Below are 15,924 nucleotides of genomic sequence, written 5' to 3'. Positions count from 1 at the left end.
GTCCTACGCGTCCTCCGCCGCCCCTTCCGCCGCGCGCAGCGCCGGGTCCAGGACGACCTCCGTCTCCCGTTCCACGGTGGGCGGTTCCGGGAAGTGGCAGGCGGACAGATGGCCCTCACGGCTGCCCTCCGCGCGGACCAGCGGCGGCTCCTCGGCGGCGCACACTTCCCGTGCCTTCCAGCAGCGCGTGCGGAAACGGCAGCCGGAGGGCGGGGAGACGGGGGAGGGCACGTCCCCGGCCAGCCGGATCCTCTCCTTCCCCCCAGGGGTCTGCGTGACTTCCGGTACCGCCGAGAGCAGGGCGTGCGTGTACGGGTGGCGCGGGCGCCGGTAGATGTCGTCGCGCTCCCCGGTCTCGACGATCCTGCCGAGGTACATCACCGCGACACGCTGCGAGAAGTGCCGTACGACGGCCAGGTCGTGGGCGATGAACAGGAAGGCGATGCCCAGTTCCCGCTGGACCTTCCGCAGCAGGTTGACCACCTGCGCCTGGATGGAGACGTCCAGGGCCGAGACCGGCTCGTCCGCGACGATGACCTTCGGTTCCAGCGCGAGGGCGCGGGCCACGCCGATGCGCTGGCGCTGGCCGCCGGAGAACTCGTGCGGGAAGCGGTTGTAGTGCTCGGGGTTGAGGCCGACGGTCGCCAGCAGCTCCCGGACGCGCGCCTCGCGGCCGCCGGGCGGGTCGATGCCGTTGATCTCCATCGGGCCGGCGATGATCCGGCCCACGGTCTGCCGGGGGTTGAGCGAGGAATAGGGGTCCTGGAAGACCATCTGGATCTCGGAGCGGACGGGCGCGAGCTGCTTGCGGGAGGCGTGGGTGATGTCCCGCCCCCGGTAGGCGATCCGGCCGGCCGTGGGCTCCAGCAGCCGGGCCAGCAGCCGCCCCGTGGTGGACTTGCCGCAGCCGGACTCGCCGACCAGGCCGAAGCTCTCCCCGGCCCGTACGGTCAGGTCGACGCCGTCCACGGCCCGTACCGCGCCGACGGTACGGCGGACGGGGAAGCCGCCCCTGACGGGGAAGTGCTTGGTGAGGCCCTCGGCGACGAGCAGCGGCTCGCCCGGCGCGGGGCCGGCGGCGGGGGCGGGATCCGGCACGGTCGTCAACTCCCGTCAACTCCTCGGTCGCGGCGGGTTCCCGGCCGCTCGGCGAACAGCGTCCGCGCGCGGTCCGGCGGCAGATGGCAGGCGGCACCCCGGCCCGGCGGCAGCACGGGCCGCTCGGTGGCGCAGCGCTCGCCGCCCACCTCCTGGGGATACGCGCAGCGCGGGTGGAACGGGCAGCCGGGCGGCGGCGCCAGCAGGCTCGGCGGGGCGCCCGGGATCGGGGTCAGCGGCTCGGCCACGTCGGAGGACAGCCGGGGCATCGAGCCCAGCAGGCCCCAGGTGTAGGGGTGTTGGGGCGAGCGCAGCACCTCGCGCACCGTGCCGCGCTCGACGGCCCGGCCCGCGTACATCACCAGCAGGTCGTCCGCCGTGTTCGCCACGACCCCCAGGTCGTGCGTGATCAGGACGATCGCCGAACCGGTCTGCTGCTGGAGGTCCTTGAGCAGGTCGAGGATCTGCGCCTGCACGGTGACGTCCAGGGCGGTCGTCGGCTCGTCGGCGATGAGCAGTTCGGGGTCGCAGACCAGCGCCATCGCGATCATGGCGCGCTGCCGCATGCCGCCGGAGAACTGGTGCGGATAGTCGTCCACGCGGAGCGCGGCCTGGGGGATGCCGACCTTGCGCAGCATCTCCACGGCCCGCTGCCGGGCCTCGCGGCGGGAGGCGCCGGTGTGCTTGCGGTACGGCTCGGCGATCTGCCGGCCGACCGTGCAGTAGGGGGAGAGCGCGGTGAGCGAGTCCTGGAAGACCATCGCCATCCGGTTGCCGCGCAGCTTCTCCAGCGTCGACTCGGCGGCAGTGGTCAACTCCTGGCCGTCCAGCAGGATCTCGCCCCGGACGTCGGTGCTCCTGCGGTCGTGCAGACCGAGCACGGCGAGACTCGCGACGGACTTGCCCGAGCCGGACTCGCCGACGATGCCGAGCGTACGGCCGCGCTCCAGCGCGAAGGAGAGCCCGTCGACGGCCCGGACGATGCCGTCCTCGGTCGCGAAGCGCACGTACAGGTCGCGTACGGAAAGGAACGTGCCTGCGTTGGCGGGGGTTTGATGCGGAACGGTCACGGTGACCCTCTCCTCCTCTCCAGGCTCTCTAGGCCAGCCGCACACGCGGGTCGATGACCGCGTACGCCGCGTCGACGACGATGTTGGCCACGACGATCGCCGTGCAGCCCACGAGCATCACCGCCATCAGCGTCGGCAGATCGGTCTCGCTCACCGAGGAGACGGCGAGCCGGCCGAGCCCGTGCAGGCTGAAGGTGAACTCCGTGATGATCGCCCCGCCGAACAGTGAGCCCAGGTCGATGCCGAAGATGGTGACGATGGGCGCGAGCGCTCCGCGCCACGCGTAGCGGAAGAAGACCGTGCGCCGGGACAGCCCCTTGGCGCGGGCGGTGCGCACGTACTCCTCGCCGAGCTGCTCGACCATCTGCGAGCGGGTCATCCGGCTGTAGTTGGCGATGAAGATGATGGACAGCACCAGCCAGGGGATCAGCATCCCCATGAACCACTTCCCCGGGTTCTCGGTGAACGGGTAGTAGGCGGGGTTGTCCATCCAGTGCAGTCCGCTGACGAGGACGGCGAGTGCGACGACTCCCACGAAGTAGATCTGCAGCGCCCCGCCGACGAGCGACAGGGAGCTGAAGAACTTGTCGACCCAGGTGCCCCGGAAGGCCGCCGCGAGCATGCCGACGCCGACTCCGACGACGAGGAAGACCACGGCCCCGCCGATGGTGATCGACAAGGTGGTGGGGAAGCGGTCGACGATGGTGTCCCACACCGGCTGCTGGTTGGAGAAGGAGTAGCCGAAGCAGGGCGCCGGGCAGTGCCCGACGGCGAAGTCGCGTCCGGCGAACAGGCCCGTCATGTAGTGCCAGTACTGCACGGGCACCGGCTGGTCCAGGCCCAGGTTCTTGTTGATGACGGCCAGGGCGTCCGCCGTGCAGTTCTTGCCGCAGGACAGCCGGGCCGGTTCGGCGGGCAGCGCGAAGAACAGGAAGAACGTGATGGCGCTGATGAGCAGGACGATGACGAGGGCGCCGAGGACGCGGCGGGCGAGGAATCTCAGCATGGCTGCGCGGTCTTCCGACAGGGAGGGGGCGGCGGGGTCGGCCGGGCCCTGACGCGCGGGCCCGGCGGTCGTGCGGGGCGCGGGGGTTACTTCACGTACACGCCGGTGGGGTCGACGGTCCCGTAGACCGGCTGGTAGCGGACCCCGCCCAGGTTCGAACCCCACAGGGAGAACAGCAGGTTGTAGAAGGTGGGCACGGCCGGCGCGTTCTCGGAGAGGATCCTGTCGGCGAGTTTCTGCCACTCCGGGGCCGCCTTCTTCACGTCCGGGATCGCGTTGATCCGGTCGATCTCGGCGTTGACGGACGGGTCGTTGATGTGCGGGTAGTTCTGCGAGCCGTCGGCGATGTTCCGGCCGTCGTACAGCGGCGGCACGATGGTCGAGGCCACCGGCCAGTCCGCGCCCCAGCTGGAGCGGTAGATGTCGAAGCCGTTGTCCACCTTGCCGATCGCGTTCTGGTAGATGTTGGCGTCGATCTCCTTCTTCTGCACCTTGAACCCGGCGCGTTCCAGTGCCTGGGTGACGACCACGGAGACCTTCTGCTGGACGTCGGTGTTGGAGTAGGCGTAGACGATCTCCTGGCCCTCCTTGCCGGCCTCCTTGAGCAACTGCCGGGCCTTGTCGGGGTCACCGGCGGGCTTGGCCTTCTTCCCGAACGGGTCGCCGGGGCGGTAGCCGTCGATCGACGGCGCCAGGAAGTCCGCCGCGAGCTGCGCGCCCGAGGCCCCGCCGACCTGTTGCACGATCTGCCCGTTGGGCATCGCGTACGCCAGTGCCTTGCGTACGCGCACGTCCTTGATCCGGTCCATGTTGAAGTTGATGACGTCGACGTAGGGCTGGATCTCGTTGAGGCGGCGTGCCTTGGTGTCGGCCTGGGCCAGGACCTTCTCGGTCATCTCCGGGGCGACCGCGTTGGAGAACGACAGGGCGTTCTTGTCGCCGCCCTGGTCGGCGAGGTAGCGGCGGGTGGAGTCCGTGTACTGGTGGCCGAAGCCGATCTCGAACCGGTCCACGTACTGGTGGCGGATCGGATCGGTCTTCGCGTCCCAGTGCTCGTTGCGCACGAGCGTGAGGGACTTGCCCACCTTGTAGTCGGCGACCTTGTAAGGGCCGGTGGCGAAGGGCGCGTTGTCGTACTTCTGCTTGCCGTCCTTCTCCGCCTTGACGGCTCCGTAGCCCGGCATCGCCATCGCGAACGGGGTGTCGGCGTGCGGCCGCTGGAAGTGGAAGACGACGGTCCGCTCGTCGGGGGTGTCGAGGACCGAGGCGGGCAGATGCTGCCCGTTGTACGGGCCGTCCGGCAGCGCCTTGCGGTAGGTGGTGCCCTCACCGGAGAGCCACTGCTGCACGTACTGCGGGCCGTCCGTCTCGAAGGAGGCGTACAGCCGCTCGACGGCCCAGCGCACGTCCTGGGAGGTGACCGGTGAGCCGTCCTCGAACTTCAGCCCGTCCTTGAGGGTGTACGTCCATGTCCTGCCGCCGTCGGAGGAGGCGCCGATGTCCTTGGCGAGGTCGCCGACGACCTTCACACGCCCCTTGTCGTCCACCTTGTACGAGGTGAGCGTGCGGTTGTAGAGCATCTGGTTCGCCAGCATGTCGGAGATGTAGATCTGGCCCGGGTCGAGATGGCGGAAGGCGTCGCGCTGCAGGACGGTGACGGTGCCGCCCTTCTTCGCGCCGGGCACCGCGGGGGCGGGGCCGGTGGAATCGCTCGCGGATCCGAGGGAGTAGTTGGAGGACACGTTCTTGTCCTGGCCCGGCCCCTCGCTCTGCGCCGGGCCGCCGCCCCCGCCGCTGCTGCACGCGGAGAGCGCCAGGGCTCCCGCTGCCAGGGCCGCGGCACCGCGGCCGGCTCTGCGCTTCGTCGGCGTCGTCATCGGGAATTCGCACCTGCCTGTCGTGATCGCGGACGTGACGTGCTGTGCGGAACAAGGGAGTTGCGGGCGGTACGGGCCGGAAAAAGGGTGGCGGTCAGCGGGCGGTGCGCGGGTCGAAGGCGTCCCGCGCCGAGTCCCCGAGCAGATTGAAGGCGATCACGAAGAGGACCATCGCGATGCCGGGGAAGAAGATGTAGGTGATGTCGCTCTCGTAGTACTTGGCGCCGTTGGCGAACATCCGCCCCCAGTCGGGGGTGGGTTCGACGACCCCGACCCCGATGAAGGACAGCCCCGCCTCCGTCGTCACCAGTGTCGGCAGCATCAGCGTGGACTGCACCAGGATCGGGGTCCACAGATTGGGCAGCAGCTCCTTGGTGATGATCCGCCACGGCGAGGCCCCGGTGACCTTCGCCGCCTCCACGAACTCCCGCTCCCGCAGGCTCAGTACCTGACCGCGCAGCAGCCGCGCGAGCCCCATCCAGCCCAGCAGCCACAGCACCACGATCAGGGTGATCACACGCAGCGCGGTCGGGGTCTCCTTCTCCGGGCTGACGAAGAGCGCGTAGACGACCGGCGTGAAGGCGATGAACGACAACTGCTGCGGAAACGCCAGCAGCAGGTCGATGAACCGGCCCAGGAAGTAGTCGGCGCGCCCGCCCAGATACCCGGCCGTCACCCCCACCAGCACGCCGGTGACCACGCACAGCACCGTGGCGGCCGCCGCGATCAGCAGCGAGGTGCGGATGCCGTAGACCAGCTGGGTCAGCACGTCCCGGCCCAGGGTCGGCTCGATACCGAACCAGAAGCGGCCGGAGATCCCGCCGTTGGGGGCGACGGGATAGCCGTAGGCGTTGAGCAGGCCCGGCTCGTCCAGCCCGTACGTCGTCGTGGGGTCCTTGCCGTACAGCAGGGAGATCAGCGGGGCCGCCAGCGCCACGAGGAGGAAGAACCCGACGACGCACGCGGAGACCACCCCCGCGCGGTCCCGCTTGAACCGCCGCCACATCAGCTGCCCGGGTGAGCGGCCGGCCGCCTCCGGCGGCGCCGCCGCACGGTAAGGACTCGTCATCGCGCGCATCCCCGCCCTGTCCGCTTCTCCGCCCCGCCGCGGGCGCGCGGGCGCCGGCGGCGGGGCCGTGAGTCAAGTCGCCGAGCAATTCGCCGAGTAGCCGGTGAGTAGAAGCGGACTCTGGCAACGGATCGACGGTCCGGTCAAGAGGGCTGCGCGGACCATGCCCGGATCGTGTTCAGGACTTCTCCGGACCGAAGGTTTCCGGAGTCTCCCGGAGTCTCCTCACGCCATGCCCAACGCCCGCTTCAGGAAGTCCACTTGGAGCAGCAGCAGGTTCTCGGCCACCTGCTCCTGCGGCGTCATGTGCGTCACCCCCGACAGCGGCAGGACCTCGTGCGGGCGGCCCGCCGCGAGCAGCGCCGAGGACAGCCGCAGCGTGTGCGCCGCGACCACGTTGTCGTCCGCCAGCCCGTGGATCACCATCAGCGGCCGCGCCGGCTCAGCCGGGAGCGACAAACCCTCTTCCGTGACAAGGGAGTTGCGCGCGTACACCTCCGGCTGCTCGTCCGGCAGCCCCAGATAGCGCTCGGTGTAGTGGGTGTCGTACAGCCGCCAGTCGGTCACCGGAGCGCCCGCGACGCCCGCGTGGAAGACGTCCGGGCGGCGCAGTACGGCCAGCGCGGCGAGGTAACCGCCGTACGACCAGCCCCGGATCGCCACCCGGTCCAGGTCCAGCGGGAAGCGCTCCGCCAGCGCCCGTACCGCCTCCACCTGGTCGTCCAGGCTCACCCCCGCGAAGTCGTCGCGCACGGCCTTCTCCCAGGCGGGGGAGCGGTGCGGGGTGCCCCGGCCGTCGGCGACGACGACCGCGAACCCCTGGTCGGCGAACCACTGCGAGGTCAGGTGCGCGTTGTGCGCGGCGACCACGCGCGGACCGTGCGGGCCGCCGTAGGGGTCCATGAGCACCGGCAGCGGGCCGTCGCCCTCGCGGTGGCCGGTGGGCAGCAGCACGGCGCACGGGATCCGGCGCGTGCCCGCCTCGGTGAGGCGCGCGTGGGAGGTGAGCACCGGCGTCGCGGCGTACGAGGCCACGCTCGCGACCTCCTTGCCGTCGCGCAGCACCCGCACCCGTGCCCCGCTGTGCTCCAACGACGCCGACACCAGCACGGTGACGTCCCCCGAGCGCACGGCCGAGTGCCACCCGGGCTCCCGCGAAACGCGTTCCGCGCCCTGCTCGCCGACCCGGTAGACGTGCGTCTCGCCGGTCTCCGGAGCGCCGGCTTCCGCGCCCGCCGACGCCGAGACCAGCACGTCCCGCTCCCCGACGTCCAGCACCGCTCGCACATGCAACCGCGCGTCGGTCAGCGTCCGTTCGCCGGCCTTCAGCACCCGGGCCCCGTTGTCGTCCGCGATCCGCACGAGCCGTCCGTCCGGCGTCCAATCGGGCACGCCTGCGAAAAGATCCAGCCAGATTTCGTCCCGTTCGGTGTGCAGCACACGCGTGGCACCCGTGGCCGGGTCGACCTCCAGATACACCTGCGTCCGCTGGTCACGGGCCTGCACGAGCAGCACCGGAGGACCGTCGGCGGACCAGGTCACCCGCGCCAGGTACGGGTAGCGCTCGCGGTCCCAGACGACGTCCGTACGGCCGCCGTCGAGCCGCAGCACCGCCAGCGACACCTCGGCGTTGGGCGTCCCCGCCGCCGGGTAGGCGACCTCGGCGGGCTCGCTGCCGGGCTGGGCGGGGTCGGCGATCCACCAGCGGCGCACCGGGGAGTCGTCCACGCGCGCCGCCAGCAGCGACGCGCCGTCCGGCGCCCACCAGAAACCCCGGGAACGGTCCATCTCCTCCGCCGCGACGAACTCCGCGAGCCCCCAGGTCACCCCGGGGCCCTCGGGCCCGGCCAGCTCCCGGTCGGCCCCGCCCTCCGCGAGCGCGACGACCCGCAGCGCGCCGTCCGCGACATAGGCCACGTGCCGCCCGTCCGGCGACGGACGCGGATCCGCCACCGGCCCCGGCACGTTCAGTTCGCGCACCGCGCCGTCGCGCAGCCCGGCCACGAACAGCCGCCCCGACAGCGCGAACGCCGCGAGCTCCGCCGCCCGGTCCACCGCGTAGCCCACGACGCCCGCCGAACTCTCCCGGCTGCGCTCGCGCCGCGCCCGTTCCTCCGCCGACAACTCCTCGTCCGCGCCGCCCAGCAGCACGGCGGGATCGGCGGCGGCGTACTCCCGCCCCGTCGCGAGATCCAGCACCCACAGGACATTCGTCCGGTCGGTACCGCCGCGGGACCGCAGGAAGACGACGCGCGAGCCGTCCGGGGACACGGTGAAGGCGCGGGGCGCGCCGAGCGAGAAACGCTGCGTACGGGCGTACTGCCTGGGAAACGAGAGCTGTCCGGTCATGGGCCGAGCCTATGCGGGCGGGTGCGGCGCGCCAGGGCCGCGTGCTCCCCTCCTCCCAGGGCGGCGAGAAGTCGTCGTGCGCCCCGGAATTGCCCCTGTGCACCCAGTGATGCGGCGCCCCCGGAAAGTTATGATCACTGGCGCGCGGCCGGTATGTCTCCTGTGGCATCGGTATGTCGTCCGTAGTCTGCGTATGTCGTTCGTCCCCGTGGCCCGGTCCCGGCCGGGCCCGCCGTGTCCAACCGTGCGTACCTGGAGGTGAACCGCAGTGGCACTCTCGATTTCGGCGGTGGTGCTGTTGGCGATCGTCGTCATCCTTCTGGTCCGGAAATCCGGCCTGAAGGCGGGCCACGCCGCGGTCTGTGTGCTGCTCGGGTTCTACATGGCGAGCTCCTCGGTCGCCCCCACGCTGCGCTCGTTCACCACGAGCGTCACGTCGATGATCAGCAACATCAGGTTCTGAACCGGCCGTGCGGGCCGGGCCCGCCGGGCGGCGCCCCGCCGGGCCCGCGCGCCTCGTAGGCTGGTGCCATGACCGACCTTCCCGGCCGCCGGCTGCTCCTGGTGCACGCGCACCCGGACGACGAATCGATCAACAACGGCGCGACCATGGCCAAGTACGCCGCCGAAGGTGCTCAGGTCACCCTCGTGACCTGCACGCTCGGCGAGGAGGGCGAGGTGATCCCGGCCGGCCTCGCGCACCTGGCCGCCGACCGCGAGGACGCCCTCGGCCCGTACCGGGCCGGCGAACTGGCCGCCGCCATGAAGGAACTGGGCGTCGGCGACCACCGCTTCCTCGGCGGCCCCGGCCGCTACCGGGACTCCGGCATGCTGGGCTCCCCGCAGAACGAGCACCCGGCGTGCTTCTGGCGCGCCGACGTCGACGAGGCCGCCGCGTCCCTCGTCGAGGTGATCAGGGAGGTCCGCCCGCAGGTCCTGGTCACCTACGACCCCGACGGCGGCTACGGCCACCCCGACCACATCCAGGCGCACCGCGTCGCGATGCGCGCCGCCGAGCTCGCGGGCGAGGCCGGCTTCCGCCCGGACCTCGGCGCCCCGCACACCATCGCCAAGGTCTACTGGAACTGCGTGCCGCGCCGCCTCGCCGAGGAGGGCTTCGCGCGGCTGCGCGCCACCGCCTCCGCCCTGCCGTTCGCGGGCGTCGCGGAACTCTCCGACGTCCCCGGCGTCGTGGCCGACGAGGACGTCACCGCCGTCATCGACGGCGCCCACCACGTACGGGCGAAGGCCGCGGCGATGCGCGCCCACGCCACGCAGATCACCGTGGAGGAGCCCTTCTTCGCGCTCTCCAACGACCTCGCGCAGCCCCTCTTCGCCGACGAGTGCTACCGGCTCGTGCGCGGGACGGCCGGGGCCGGGCGCGAGGACGATCTGTTCGCAGGTGTGACGGGAGCGTCAGCAGTGCCGGATGCCACGGGAGTTGCGGGAGGCGGCGCATGACCACCCCGCTCTCCGCCGCGCGGCTGGCCGGATATCTCGGCCTCGTCGTTCTCGGCGCGCTCGTCGGCGTCGCCGGATCCCTCGTCCAAGGCGGCTGGTTCCCGGGCGGATTGGCCCTCGCGCTGCTCGCCGTCGCCGGGGTCTGCTGCGGCGGACTGTTCGCGACCGGAACCAGATTCGGCGGGGCGGCACCCGCCGCGGGCTGGACGGTCACGGTGCTGCTGCTGACCGAGAGCCGGCCCGAGGGCGACTTCCTCTTCGGCAACGGACTCGGCTCGTACGCCTTCCTGCTGGGCGGCATCGCCCTCGCTGTGATGTGCGCCACGGTCCCGAGGCCGCCGCAACCGGGCGGCCCCCCAGCCCGACTTGGCAAGTGAGGTGACGGCATCCCTCTGACGGCCTCCGACCGCCGGCCGGTGCTCCGGGACCCCGGCGGACGGCGGGCACGGACGGCGGGATGCGGCGTCCGCCGGCCACCGGCCGTCCGGCGGTCGTCAAGTGCCCGTCCGGGTGCCCAGTATGGTGGTGCGCGCCGCCGAGCTTCCCCTGGCTTTCGAACATGGGCGACCCCAGCGAGGTCAACGAGGGCGGCGGAGAACAACCGGGAGATCTGCTTTGAGCCGTGAATCTGACAGTCCGTCCTCCGGGGACCGGGGGCGCGGTGGCGCCGCCTACCCGTCCGGGACCCCCCCGTACGGCACCCGCCACAGCTCCGGGGCCGCCGGACAGGAGCCGGCCGCGCCGCCGCGGCCGGAGGAACCGAAGACCGAGACCACGCTGACGACCCGGATCCGCATCAACATCCCGGGCTCGCGGCCCATCCCGCCGGTCATCATGCGCACGCCCGTCGGCGAGGACTCCGCCGCGTCCGCTTCGCCGTCCGCGGCTTCCTCCTCCTCCGCTGCCGCCGCGACCGCGCAGGGCGGCGGCGCCGCGGGTGCCGGTGCCGCCGGCCGGCGGGCCGACGGCAAGGCCCCGCTGCCGCGCCGCACCGAGAACAAGGTCGCCGCGCGCCGGCAGCAGGAACGGGAGCAGGCCGAGCAGCGGCCGTCGGACAAGGCGGGCAGCGACTGGTTCGCCCCGCGCAAGCCCGGCTCGCCGCCGCCCGCTTCGCCGTCCGCCCGTACGGGCACCACCCGCAACGGCATCACGCCCGGCGCGGCCGCGGCCGTCGCCTCCGGGGCGGCCGCCGCCCGCCGCCCGGGCGCACAGCAGCCCGGGCCCGGCGACGCCTCCACCACGGGTACGACGCCGTGGGACGCCGCGGCCGCTTCCGCTACGGGCGCGCAGGGGCCCGCCGTCGGCGGCGGTGCGTGGCCCGCTGACGCTTCCACCACGGGCACGACCCCGTGGGACGCCGCCGCCGCTTCCGCGACGGGCGCGCCCGCGGCCGGTACGACGCCGTGGCCCGGCGACTCCGCTCCCGCGACGGGCGGCAGCCCGTGGACGACCGCGCCGGGCGACGACCGGGCCGCCGGCGGCACGCCCTGGCAGGGCGGGACCGGCACCGGCACGGGTATGCCGACGCCTGGCGGCACGCCGATGGGCAGTGCGCCGATGGGCAGTGCGCCGATGGGCAGTGCGTCGGCGGGCGGCGGCACGGCGCGGCGCCGACGCGGCGCCGACGACGACTGGCCCGGCGGGAACGCGGCCCCCGCTGCCGCGAGCCCTGCGGCTGGTGCGGTGCCGAACTCCGGTGCGCAGACGGGCGCGAGGCCCTGGGACTCTGCGGCCTCCGCTGCTGCGAGCTCTGCGGCTGGTGCGGCGTCGAACTCTGGCGCGCAGACTGGCGCGACGCCCTGGGACTCCGCGACCCCGGCCGCCGCGAGCGCCGCAGCCGGTGCGGTGCCGAACTCCGGTATGCAGACCGGTGCGACGCCTTGGGACTCTGCGGCCTCTGCCGCTGCGAGTTCTGCGGCTGGTGCGGCGTCGAACTCTGGTGCGCAGACCGGTGCGACGCCCTGGGACTCCGCGACCCCGGCCGCCGCGAGCGCCGCAGCCGGTGCGGTGCCGAACTCCGGTATGCAGACCGGTGCGACGCCTTGGGACTCCGCGGCCTCCGCCGCCGCGAGCCCCGCGTCCGCCGCAGCCCCGAACTCCGGTGCGCAGACCGGCCTCCCGGGTCAGGGTGCCCCCGGCGCCGGAACGCCCTGGCAGGGCGGGGCCGTTGACGGCGCGTCCACCACCGGTACGACGCCGTGGCCCGGCGACTCCGCCGGCACCGGCGCCACGCCCTGGCCCGGTACGGGCGCGCAGGGCGCCGCGCCGCAGGCCGCCGCCGCGCCCGCGCCGGCCGGCAGCGGTGCCGCGCCGTGGACCGAACCCCTGGAATCCACGCAGCAGTTCCCCGCACCCCCCGCCCCGGGCGGCCGGGGCAGCGGCCCCGTGCTGCCCTTCCCGGACGGCACGCGCACGGACCCCGCCCGCCAGGGCACCCCGCGCGTCCCGGCGCCGTCCGCCGGCCCGCAGACGCAGAGCCCCGCCGACGCCGGCACCCCGGGTGCCCCGGGCACTCCCAAGAAGAACAAGGGCGCCGGGGCGCCGAAGAAGGGCGCCGCCAAGGTGCCCCCGCCCGGCGGCCGGACGAGCTCCGACACGCTCGTCAGCGGCGTGCCCGTCGTGCCCCCGGCCGCCGGCCAGGGCAAGCCGGGCCAGGGCGCCGCGACGGGGAACCCGGCCGACAGCGGGGCGCCGCGCGTGCCCGTGCCCAGGCCCAAGGTGCCCGCGCCCGCCACGGCGGCGAAGGACGCGCCCAAGGCGGCGCCCAAGGCCGCGCCCAAGAAGAAGGGCCGCAACAAGCTCGTACTCCTCGGCGGCGCGGTCGTCGGCCTGGCCGCCGCCGCGTACGCCGCCGGGCTGCTCCTCGACCACGCGGACGTGCCCAACGGCACCACCGTGCTCGGCGTCGCCATCGGCGGCAAGAGCAAGGAGGACGCCGTCAAGACCCTCGACAAGGCGCTCGGCGACCGGGCCGGCGCCCCGCTGAAGGTCGCCGTCGGCGGCAAGGAGGCCGAACTCAAGCCGTCCGTGGCCGGGCTGTCCATCGACACCCAGGCGACCGTGCGCAACGCGGCCGGGCGGGACTACAACCCGCTCACCGTCATCGGCTCGCTCGTCGGCGGCACCCGCACCGCCGAGCCCGTCGTGACCGTGGACGACGAGAAGATCGCCGACGCCCTCAAGCGGCTCACCGGCGGGAGCGGCGGCGCCCAGGACGGCACGATCCGCTTCGAGGCGGGCAAGGCCGTGGCCGTCTACGGCAAGCCGTACGAGGGCGTCGACAGCGGCAAGGCCGTCACAGCCGTCTCCCAGGCGTACAAGAACCGCGCGGCCACCGGCAAGGACGAGACCGTGCAGCTGCCGAGCTCCACCCAGCAGCCGAGGGTGAGCAACGCCGAGGTCGACCGGATGATGAAGGAGTTCGCGGAGCCGGCGATGTCCGGGTGGGTCTGGCTGAAGGCTGGGAACGCGGAAGTTCCGTTCAGCCAGAAGTCGATCGGTGATTTGCTCACCATGAAGCCTGATAGCGATGGCAAGCTTCAGCCGGTGATCGACCTGGCGGGACTTCAGGCCAAGTACGGGAACGCCTTTGACAATGTGGTAGTAGATGCGGGAGCGGGCAAGGTCAAGATGACTTCGCGCCATGCTGCGGCAGCCGTCATCAAGGCCCTTCGAGAGCCGGCCCCCACACCTCCGAAGAAGCGCTTGGCGGTTGTGGAAGGAACTCCAGGCTCCTGACCAGACAGTGATGGGCTGTTCTGCCGGATTGCATAACCGGCAGAACAGCCCATTCAATGTTTGGTTCTACGGGCGGTCGATGCAGTACAGAACGACCCAGCCGTCAATGCCTCGATAGTTGACCGAGATCCAGTGGATGCCATTCTTGCCGCAGGCGTAATAGCTGCCGCCTTCCGCGCCACCGCCGCAATATGCGCGAGCCCCCTTCGGGAGGATGCCCAGCGCTGTGGAGTTGCTGGTCGGGCGCTCACGGATCGTGAGGCTTTCCAAAGCGAAGCAGTTTGTGGCTGCGGCCGCTGCGCTCTGTACTCGGGCGTGTGACGCCGATGCGCTCTGTGCCTGCGCAGGCGAGGACATGCCCGCAGTCGCGAAAGCAAGGGCGGCTAATGATCAAGAGTGTTTAAAGGGCTGCCCCCGGTGGCGAGACCCATGACATCTGTCATCCACAGCCCGGTACAGCCGACACTGCCGCCCTCCTCCCCGCTCCGCGAGGATGGGGCGCATGACCACTACAGCGAGCTTCACGGGGGACGGGCGCCGCACCGGCGCCCCCGTGGTCAGCTTTGAGAACGTCAGCAAGAACTACGGTGCGGTGCGCGCCGTGGCGGATCTGGACCTGCAGCTGTTCCCGGGCGAGACCGTCGCCCTCCTCGGCCCGAACGGGGCGGGCAAGTCGTCCACGCTCGACCTGCTGCTGGGCCTGCGCAATCCCGACGCGGGCCGCGTCGAGATCTTCGGGACCACGCCGCAGAAGGCCATCGAGCGCGGCAAGGTCGGCGCGATGCTGCAGAGCGGCGGCCTGATGGAGGACGTGAAGGTCCGTGAGCTGGTGCAGCTGGGCTGCGATCTGCACCCCCACGGCCACCCGGTGGACCGGGTCCTGGAGCAGGCCGGCATCACCGAGATCGCCGACCGCATGGTCAACAAGCTCTCCGGCGGCCAGGAGCAGCGGGTGCGGTTCGCACTCGCGACCGCCGGGGCCAACGAGCTGATCGTGCTGGACGAGCCGACGACCGGTATGGACGTCAGCGCCCGGCAGGCGTTCTGGAGCGTGATGCGGCGCCAGGCGGACGAGGGGCGCGCGGTCCTGTTCGCCACGCACTATCTGGAGGAGGCCGACGCCATCGCGGACCGGGTGATCGTGCTGCACCGGGGCCGTGTCATAGCCGACGGCTCCGCCGCCGAGATCAAGGCGAAGGCCGGGGCCCGCCGCGTCGTCTTCGACCTGGACACCCCCGTCGGCGAGGGCGCGCTGCGCGAGCTGCCGTTCCTGTCGTCCCTGGAGGTCTCCGGCCGTACGGTGCGCATCCAGTCGCACGACGCGGACGCGACCGTCCACGCCCTGTACGCGCTCGGCCTCTACCCCCGCAACCTGGAGGTCTCGGGGCTCGGCCTGGAGCAGGCGTTCATCGCCATCACCGACGCCGCGACCGCCGAGGAGGCAGCCCGATGAGGACGCTCGTCAAGCTGGAGATCACGCGCACCCTGCGCAACAAGAAGTTCATGTTCTTCACAGTGCTGTACCCGGCGGCGCTGTATCTGCTGATCTCCGCCGGTGCGGACGGCTCGACCGTCGGCGACACCGGGCTGACCTTCCCGCTGCTGTACATGGTCTCGATGGCCACGTTCGGCGCGATCACCGCCGTTCTCGTGGGCAACAGCGAGCGCATAGCCAAGGAGCGCGAGAAGGGGTGGGTGCGGCAGCTGCGGCTCACCGCACTGCCCGGCCACGGCTACGTCGTCTCGAAGATCGCCTCGGCGGCCGTGGTGTCCCTGCCGTCCATCCTGATCGTCTTCGTCGTGGCGGCGGCCGGGAAGGGAGTGCGTCTGGACGCCTGGCAGTGGGTCGCGCTCGCGGCCGTGATCTGGGCGGGCAGCTCGGTCTTCGCGGCGCTGGGTGTCGCGCTCGGCTATCTGGTCATGGGCGACGCGGCCCGCCCCGTCGTCATGATCGTCTACTTCGGTCTGTCGATGCTCGGCGGGCTGTGGATGCCCTCGGCGGTCTTCCCGCAGTGGCTGCAGAACATCGCCGAGTACGTGCCGACGCACGCCTACGCGGCCCTGGGCCAGGCCATCGAGCGCGGCCACGCGCCGGGGGTGAAGGACGCGGCGATCCTCGTGTTCTACCTGGTGGTCTTCTCCGTCGCGGCAGCGCAGCTCTACCGCAAGGACACGAAGAAGGCCTGACGCCCGGACCGGTCCCGGCCGCGCGGGGGGCGGCCGGGGCCACCCGGGGCAGGACACACTGGGGGACGA

At 72.3% G+C, this 15,924-nt stretch carries 12 protein-coding genes and 1 pseudogene; 6 read left to right on the top strand and 7 right to left on the bottom strand.

What is annotated here, in order from left to right:
• Window positions 1–3: 3 nt before the first annotated feature.
• The 6 genes from ACFP1Z_RS01535 to ACFP1Z_RS01510 form a co-directional block, all read right to left on the bottom strand.
• A complete protein-coding gene (locus tag ACFP1Z_RS01535; RefSeq protein ID WP_390313853.1) occupies window positions 4–1,107 on the bottom strand; it encodes an ABC transporter ATP-binding protein in 1,104 nt (367 codons plus the stop codon).
• A complete protein-coding gene (locus ACFP1Z_RS01530) occupies window positions 1,104–2,168 on the bottom strand; it encodes an ABC transporter ATP-binding protein (protein WP_390313852.1) in 1,065 nt (354 codons plus the stop codon). Before ACFP1Z_RS01530 ends, ACFP1Z_RS01535 begins: the two co-directional genes overlap by 4 nt.
• Before the next feature lie 28 nt (window positions 2,169–2,196).
• Window positions 2,197–3,174: an ABC transporter permease gene (locus ACFP1Z_RS01525; RefSeq protein WP_390313851.1), complete on the bottom strand. Its 978-nt coding sequence runs from the start codon at window positions 3,172–3,174 to the stop codon at window positions 2,197–2,199.
• Window positions 3,175–3,260: 86 nt separating this feature from the next.
• Window positions 3,261–5,051 (bottom strand): ABC transporter substrate-binding protein, encoded by a 1,791-nt coding sequence (locus ACFP1Z_RS01520; RefSeq protein WP_390313850.1) that lies wholly within the window; start codon window positions 5,049–5,051, stop codon window positions 3,261–3,263.
• Window positions 5,052–5,145: 94 nt separating this feature from the next.
• The gene (locus tag ACFP1Z_RS01515; RefSeq protein ID WP_390313849.1) at window positions 5,146–6,129 is read right to left on the bottom strand and encodes an ABC transporter permease; all 984 of its coding nucleotides are present in this window, start codon (window positions 6,127–6,129) and stop codon (window positions 5,146–5,148) included.
• A gap of 216 nt (window positions 6,130–6,345) precedes the next feature.
• On the bottom strand, window positions 6,346–8,469 hold the full coding sequence (locus ACFP1Z_RS01510) for a S9 family peptidase (RefSeq protein ID WP_390313848.1): 2,124 nt from the start codon (window positions 8,467–8,469) through the stop codon (window positions 6,346–6,348).
• 268 nt (window positions 8,470–8,737) lie between these two features.
• On the opposite strand from ACFP1Z_RS01510, the gene ACFP1Z_RS01505 reads away from it, so the two are divergent.
• From ACFP1Z_RS01505 to ACFP1Z_RS33710, 4 genes and pseudogenes are all read left to right on the top strand, one after another.
• Window positions 8,738–8,932, top strand: coding sequence for a hypothetical protein (locus ACFP1Z_RS01505; RefSeq protein ID WP_390313847.1), 195 nt, complete (start codon window positions 8,738–8,740; stop codon window positions 8,930–8,932).
• Between the two features lie 68 nt (window positions 8,933–9,000).
• A complete protein-coding gene (gene mshB / locus ACFP1Z_RS01500) occupies window positions 9,001–9,930 on the top strand; it encodes an N-acetyl-1-D-myo-inositol-2-amino-2-deoxy-alpha-D-glucopyranoside deacetylase (protein ID WP_390313846.1) in 930 nt (309 codons plus the stop codon).
• Entirely contained in the window at window positions 9,927–10,307 is a 381-nt protein-coding gene (locus tag ACFP1Z_RS01495) for a DUF6113 family protein (RefSeq protein WP_390313845.1), read from the top strand. The genes mshB and ACFP1Z_RS01495 overlap by 4 nt, the downstream gene beginning before the upstream one ends.
• 238 nt (window positions 10,308–10,545) lie before the next feature.
• Window positions 10,546–10,789 (top strand): annotated as a pseudogene (locus tag ACFP1Z_RS33710) (hypothetical protein); the annotation flags it as partial.
• Window positions 10,790–13,734: 2,945 nt separating this feature from the next.
• On the opposite strand, the gene ACFP1Z_RS01485 reads toward ACFP1Z_RS33710, so the two are convergent.
• Window positions 13,735–13,938, bottom strand: coding sequence for a hypothetical protein (locus ACFP1Z_RS01485; protein ID WP_390313843.1), 204 nt, complete (start codon window positions 13,936–13,938; stop codon window positions 13,735–13,737).
• 232 nt (window positions 13,939–14,170) lie between these two features.
• Between ACFP1Z_RS01485 and ACFP1Z_RS01480 the strand changes: the two genes are divergently transcribed.
• Complete coding sequence (locus ACFP1Z_RS01480) at window positions 14,171–15,121, top strand: ABC transporter ATP-binding protein (protein WP_390313842.1); 951 nt, start codon at window positions 14,171–14,173, stop codon at window positions 15,119–15,121.
• Entirely contained in the window at window positions 15,118–15,855 is a 738-nt protein-coding gene (locus tag ACFP1Z_RS01475) for an ABC transporter permease (protein WP_390313841.1), read from the top strand. The genes ACFP1Z_RS01480 and ACFP1Z_RS01475 overlap by 4 nt, the downstream gene beginning before the upstream one ends.
• Window positions 15,856–15,924 lie beyond the last annotated feature (69 nt).

The sequence above is a fragment of the Streptomyces gamaensis genome (assembly GCF_042656465.1).
GTDB lineage: Bacteria > Actinomycetota > Actinomycetes > Streptomycetales > Streptomycetaceae > Streptomyces > Streptomyces gamaensis.
This window is presented reverse-complemented; position numbering and strand designations above follow the sequence as displayed.

What these genes read in the sequence shown, in the direction of transcription:
- ACFP1Z_RS01525 (WP_390313851.1), bottom strand. Translation starts at nt 3,174, where the DNA reads ATGCTGAGATTCCTCGCCCGCCGCGTCCTCGGCGCCCTCGTCATCGTC.
- ACFP1Z_RS01520 (WP_390313850.1), bottom strand. Translation starts at nt 5,051, where the DNA reads ATGACGACGCCGACGAAGCGCAGAGCCGGCCGCGGTGCCGCGGCCCTG.
- ACFP1Z_RS01515 (WP_390313849.1), bottom strand. Translation starts at nt 6,129, where the DNA reads ATGCGCGCGATGACGAGTCCTTACCGTGCGGCGGCGCCGCCGGAGGCG.
- ACFP1Z_RS01510 (WP_390313848.1), bottom strand. Translation starts at nt 8,469, where the DNA reads ATGACCGGACAGCTCTCGTTTCCCAGGCAGTACGCCCGTACGCAGCGT.
- mshB (WP_390313846.1), top strand. Translation starts at nt 9,001, where the DNA reads ATGACCGACCTTCCCGGCCGCCGGCTGCTCCTGGTGCACGCGCACCCG.
- ACFP1Z_RS01495 (WP_390313845.1), top strand. Translation starts at nt 9,927, where the DNA reads ATGACCACCCCGCTCTCCGCCGCGCGGCTGGCCGGATATCTCGGCCTC.
- ACFP1Z_RS01480 (WP_390313842.1), top strand. Translation starts at nt 14,171, where the DNA reads ATGACCACTACAGCGAGCTTCACGGGGGACGGGCGCCGCACCGGCGCC.
- ACFP1Z_RS01475 (WP_390313841.1), top strand. Translation starts at nt 15,118, where the DNA reads ATGAGGACGCTCGTCAAGCTGGAGATCACGCGCACCCTGCGCAACAAG.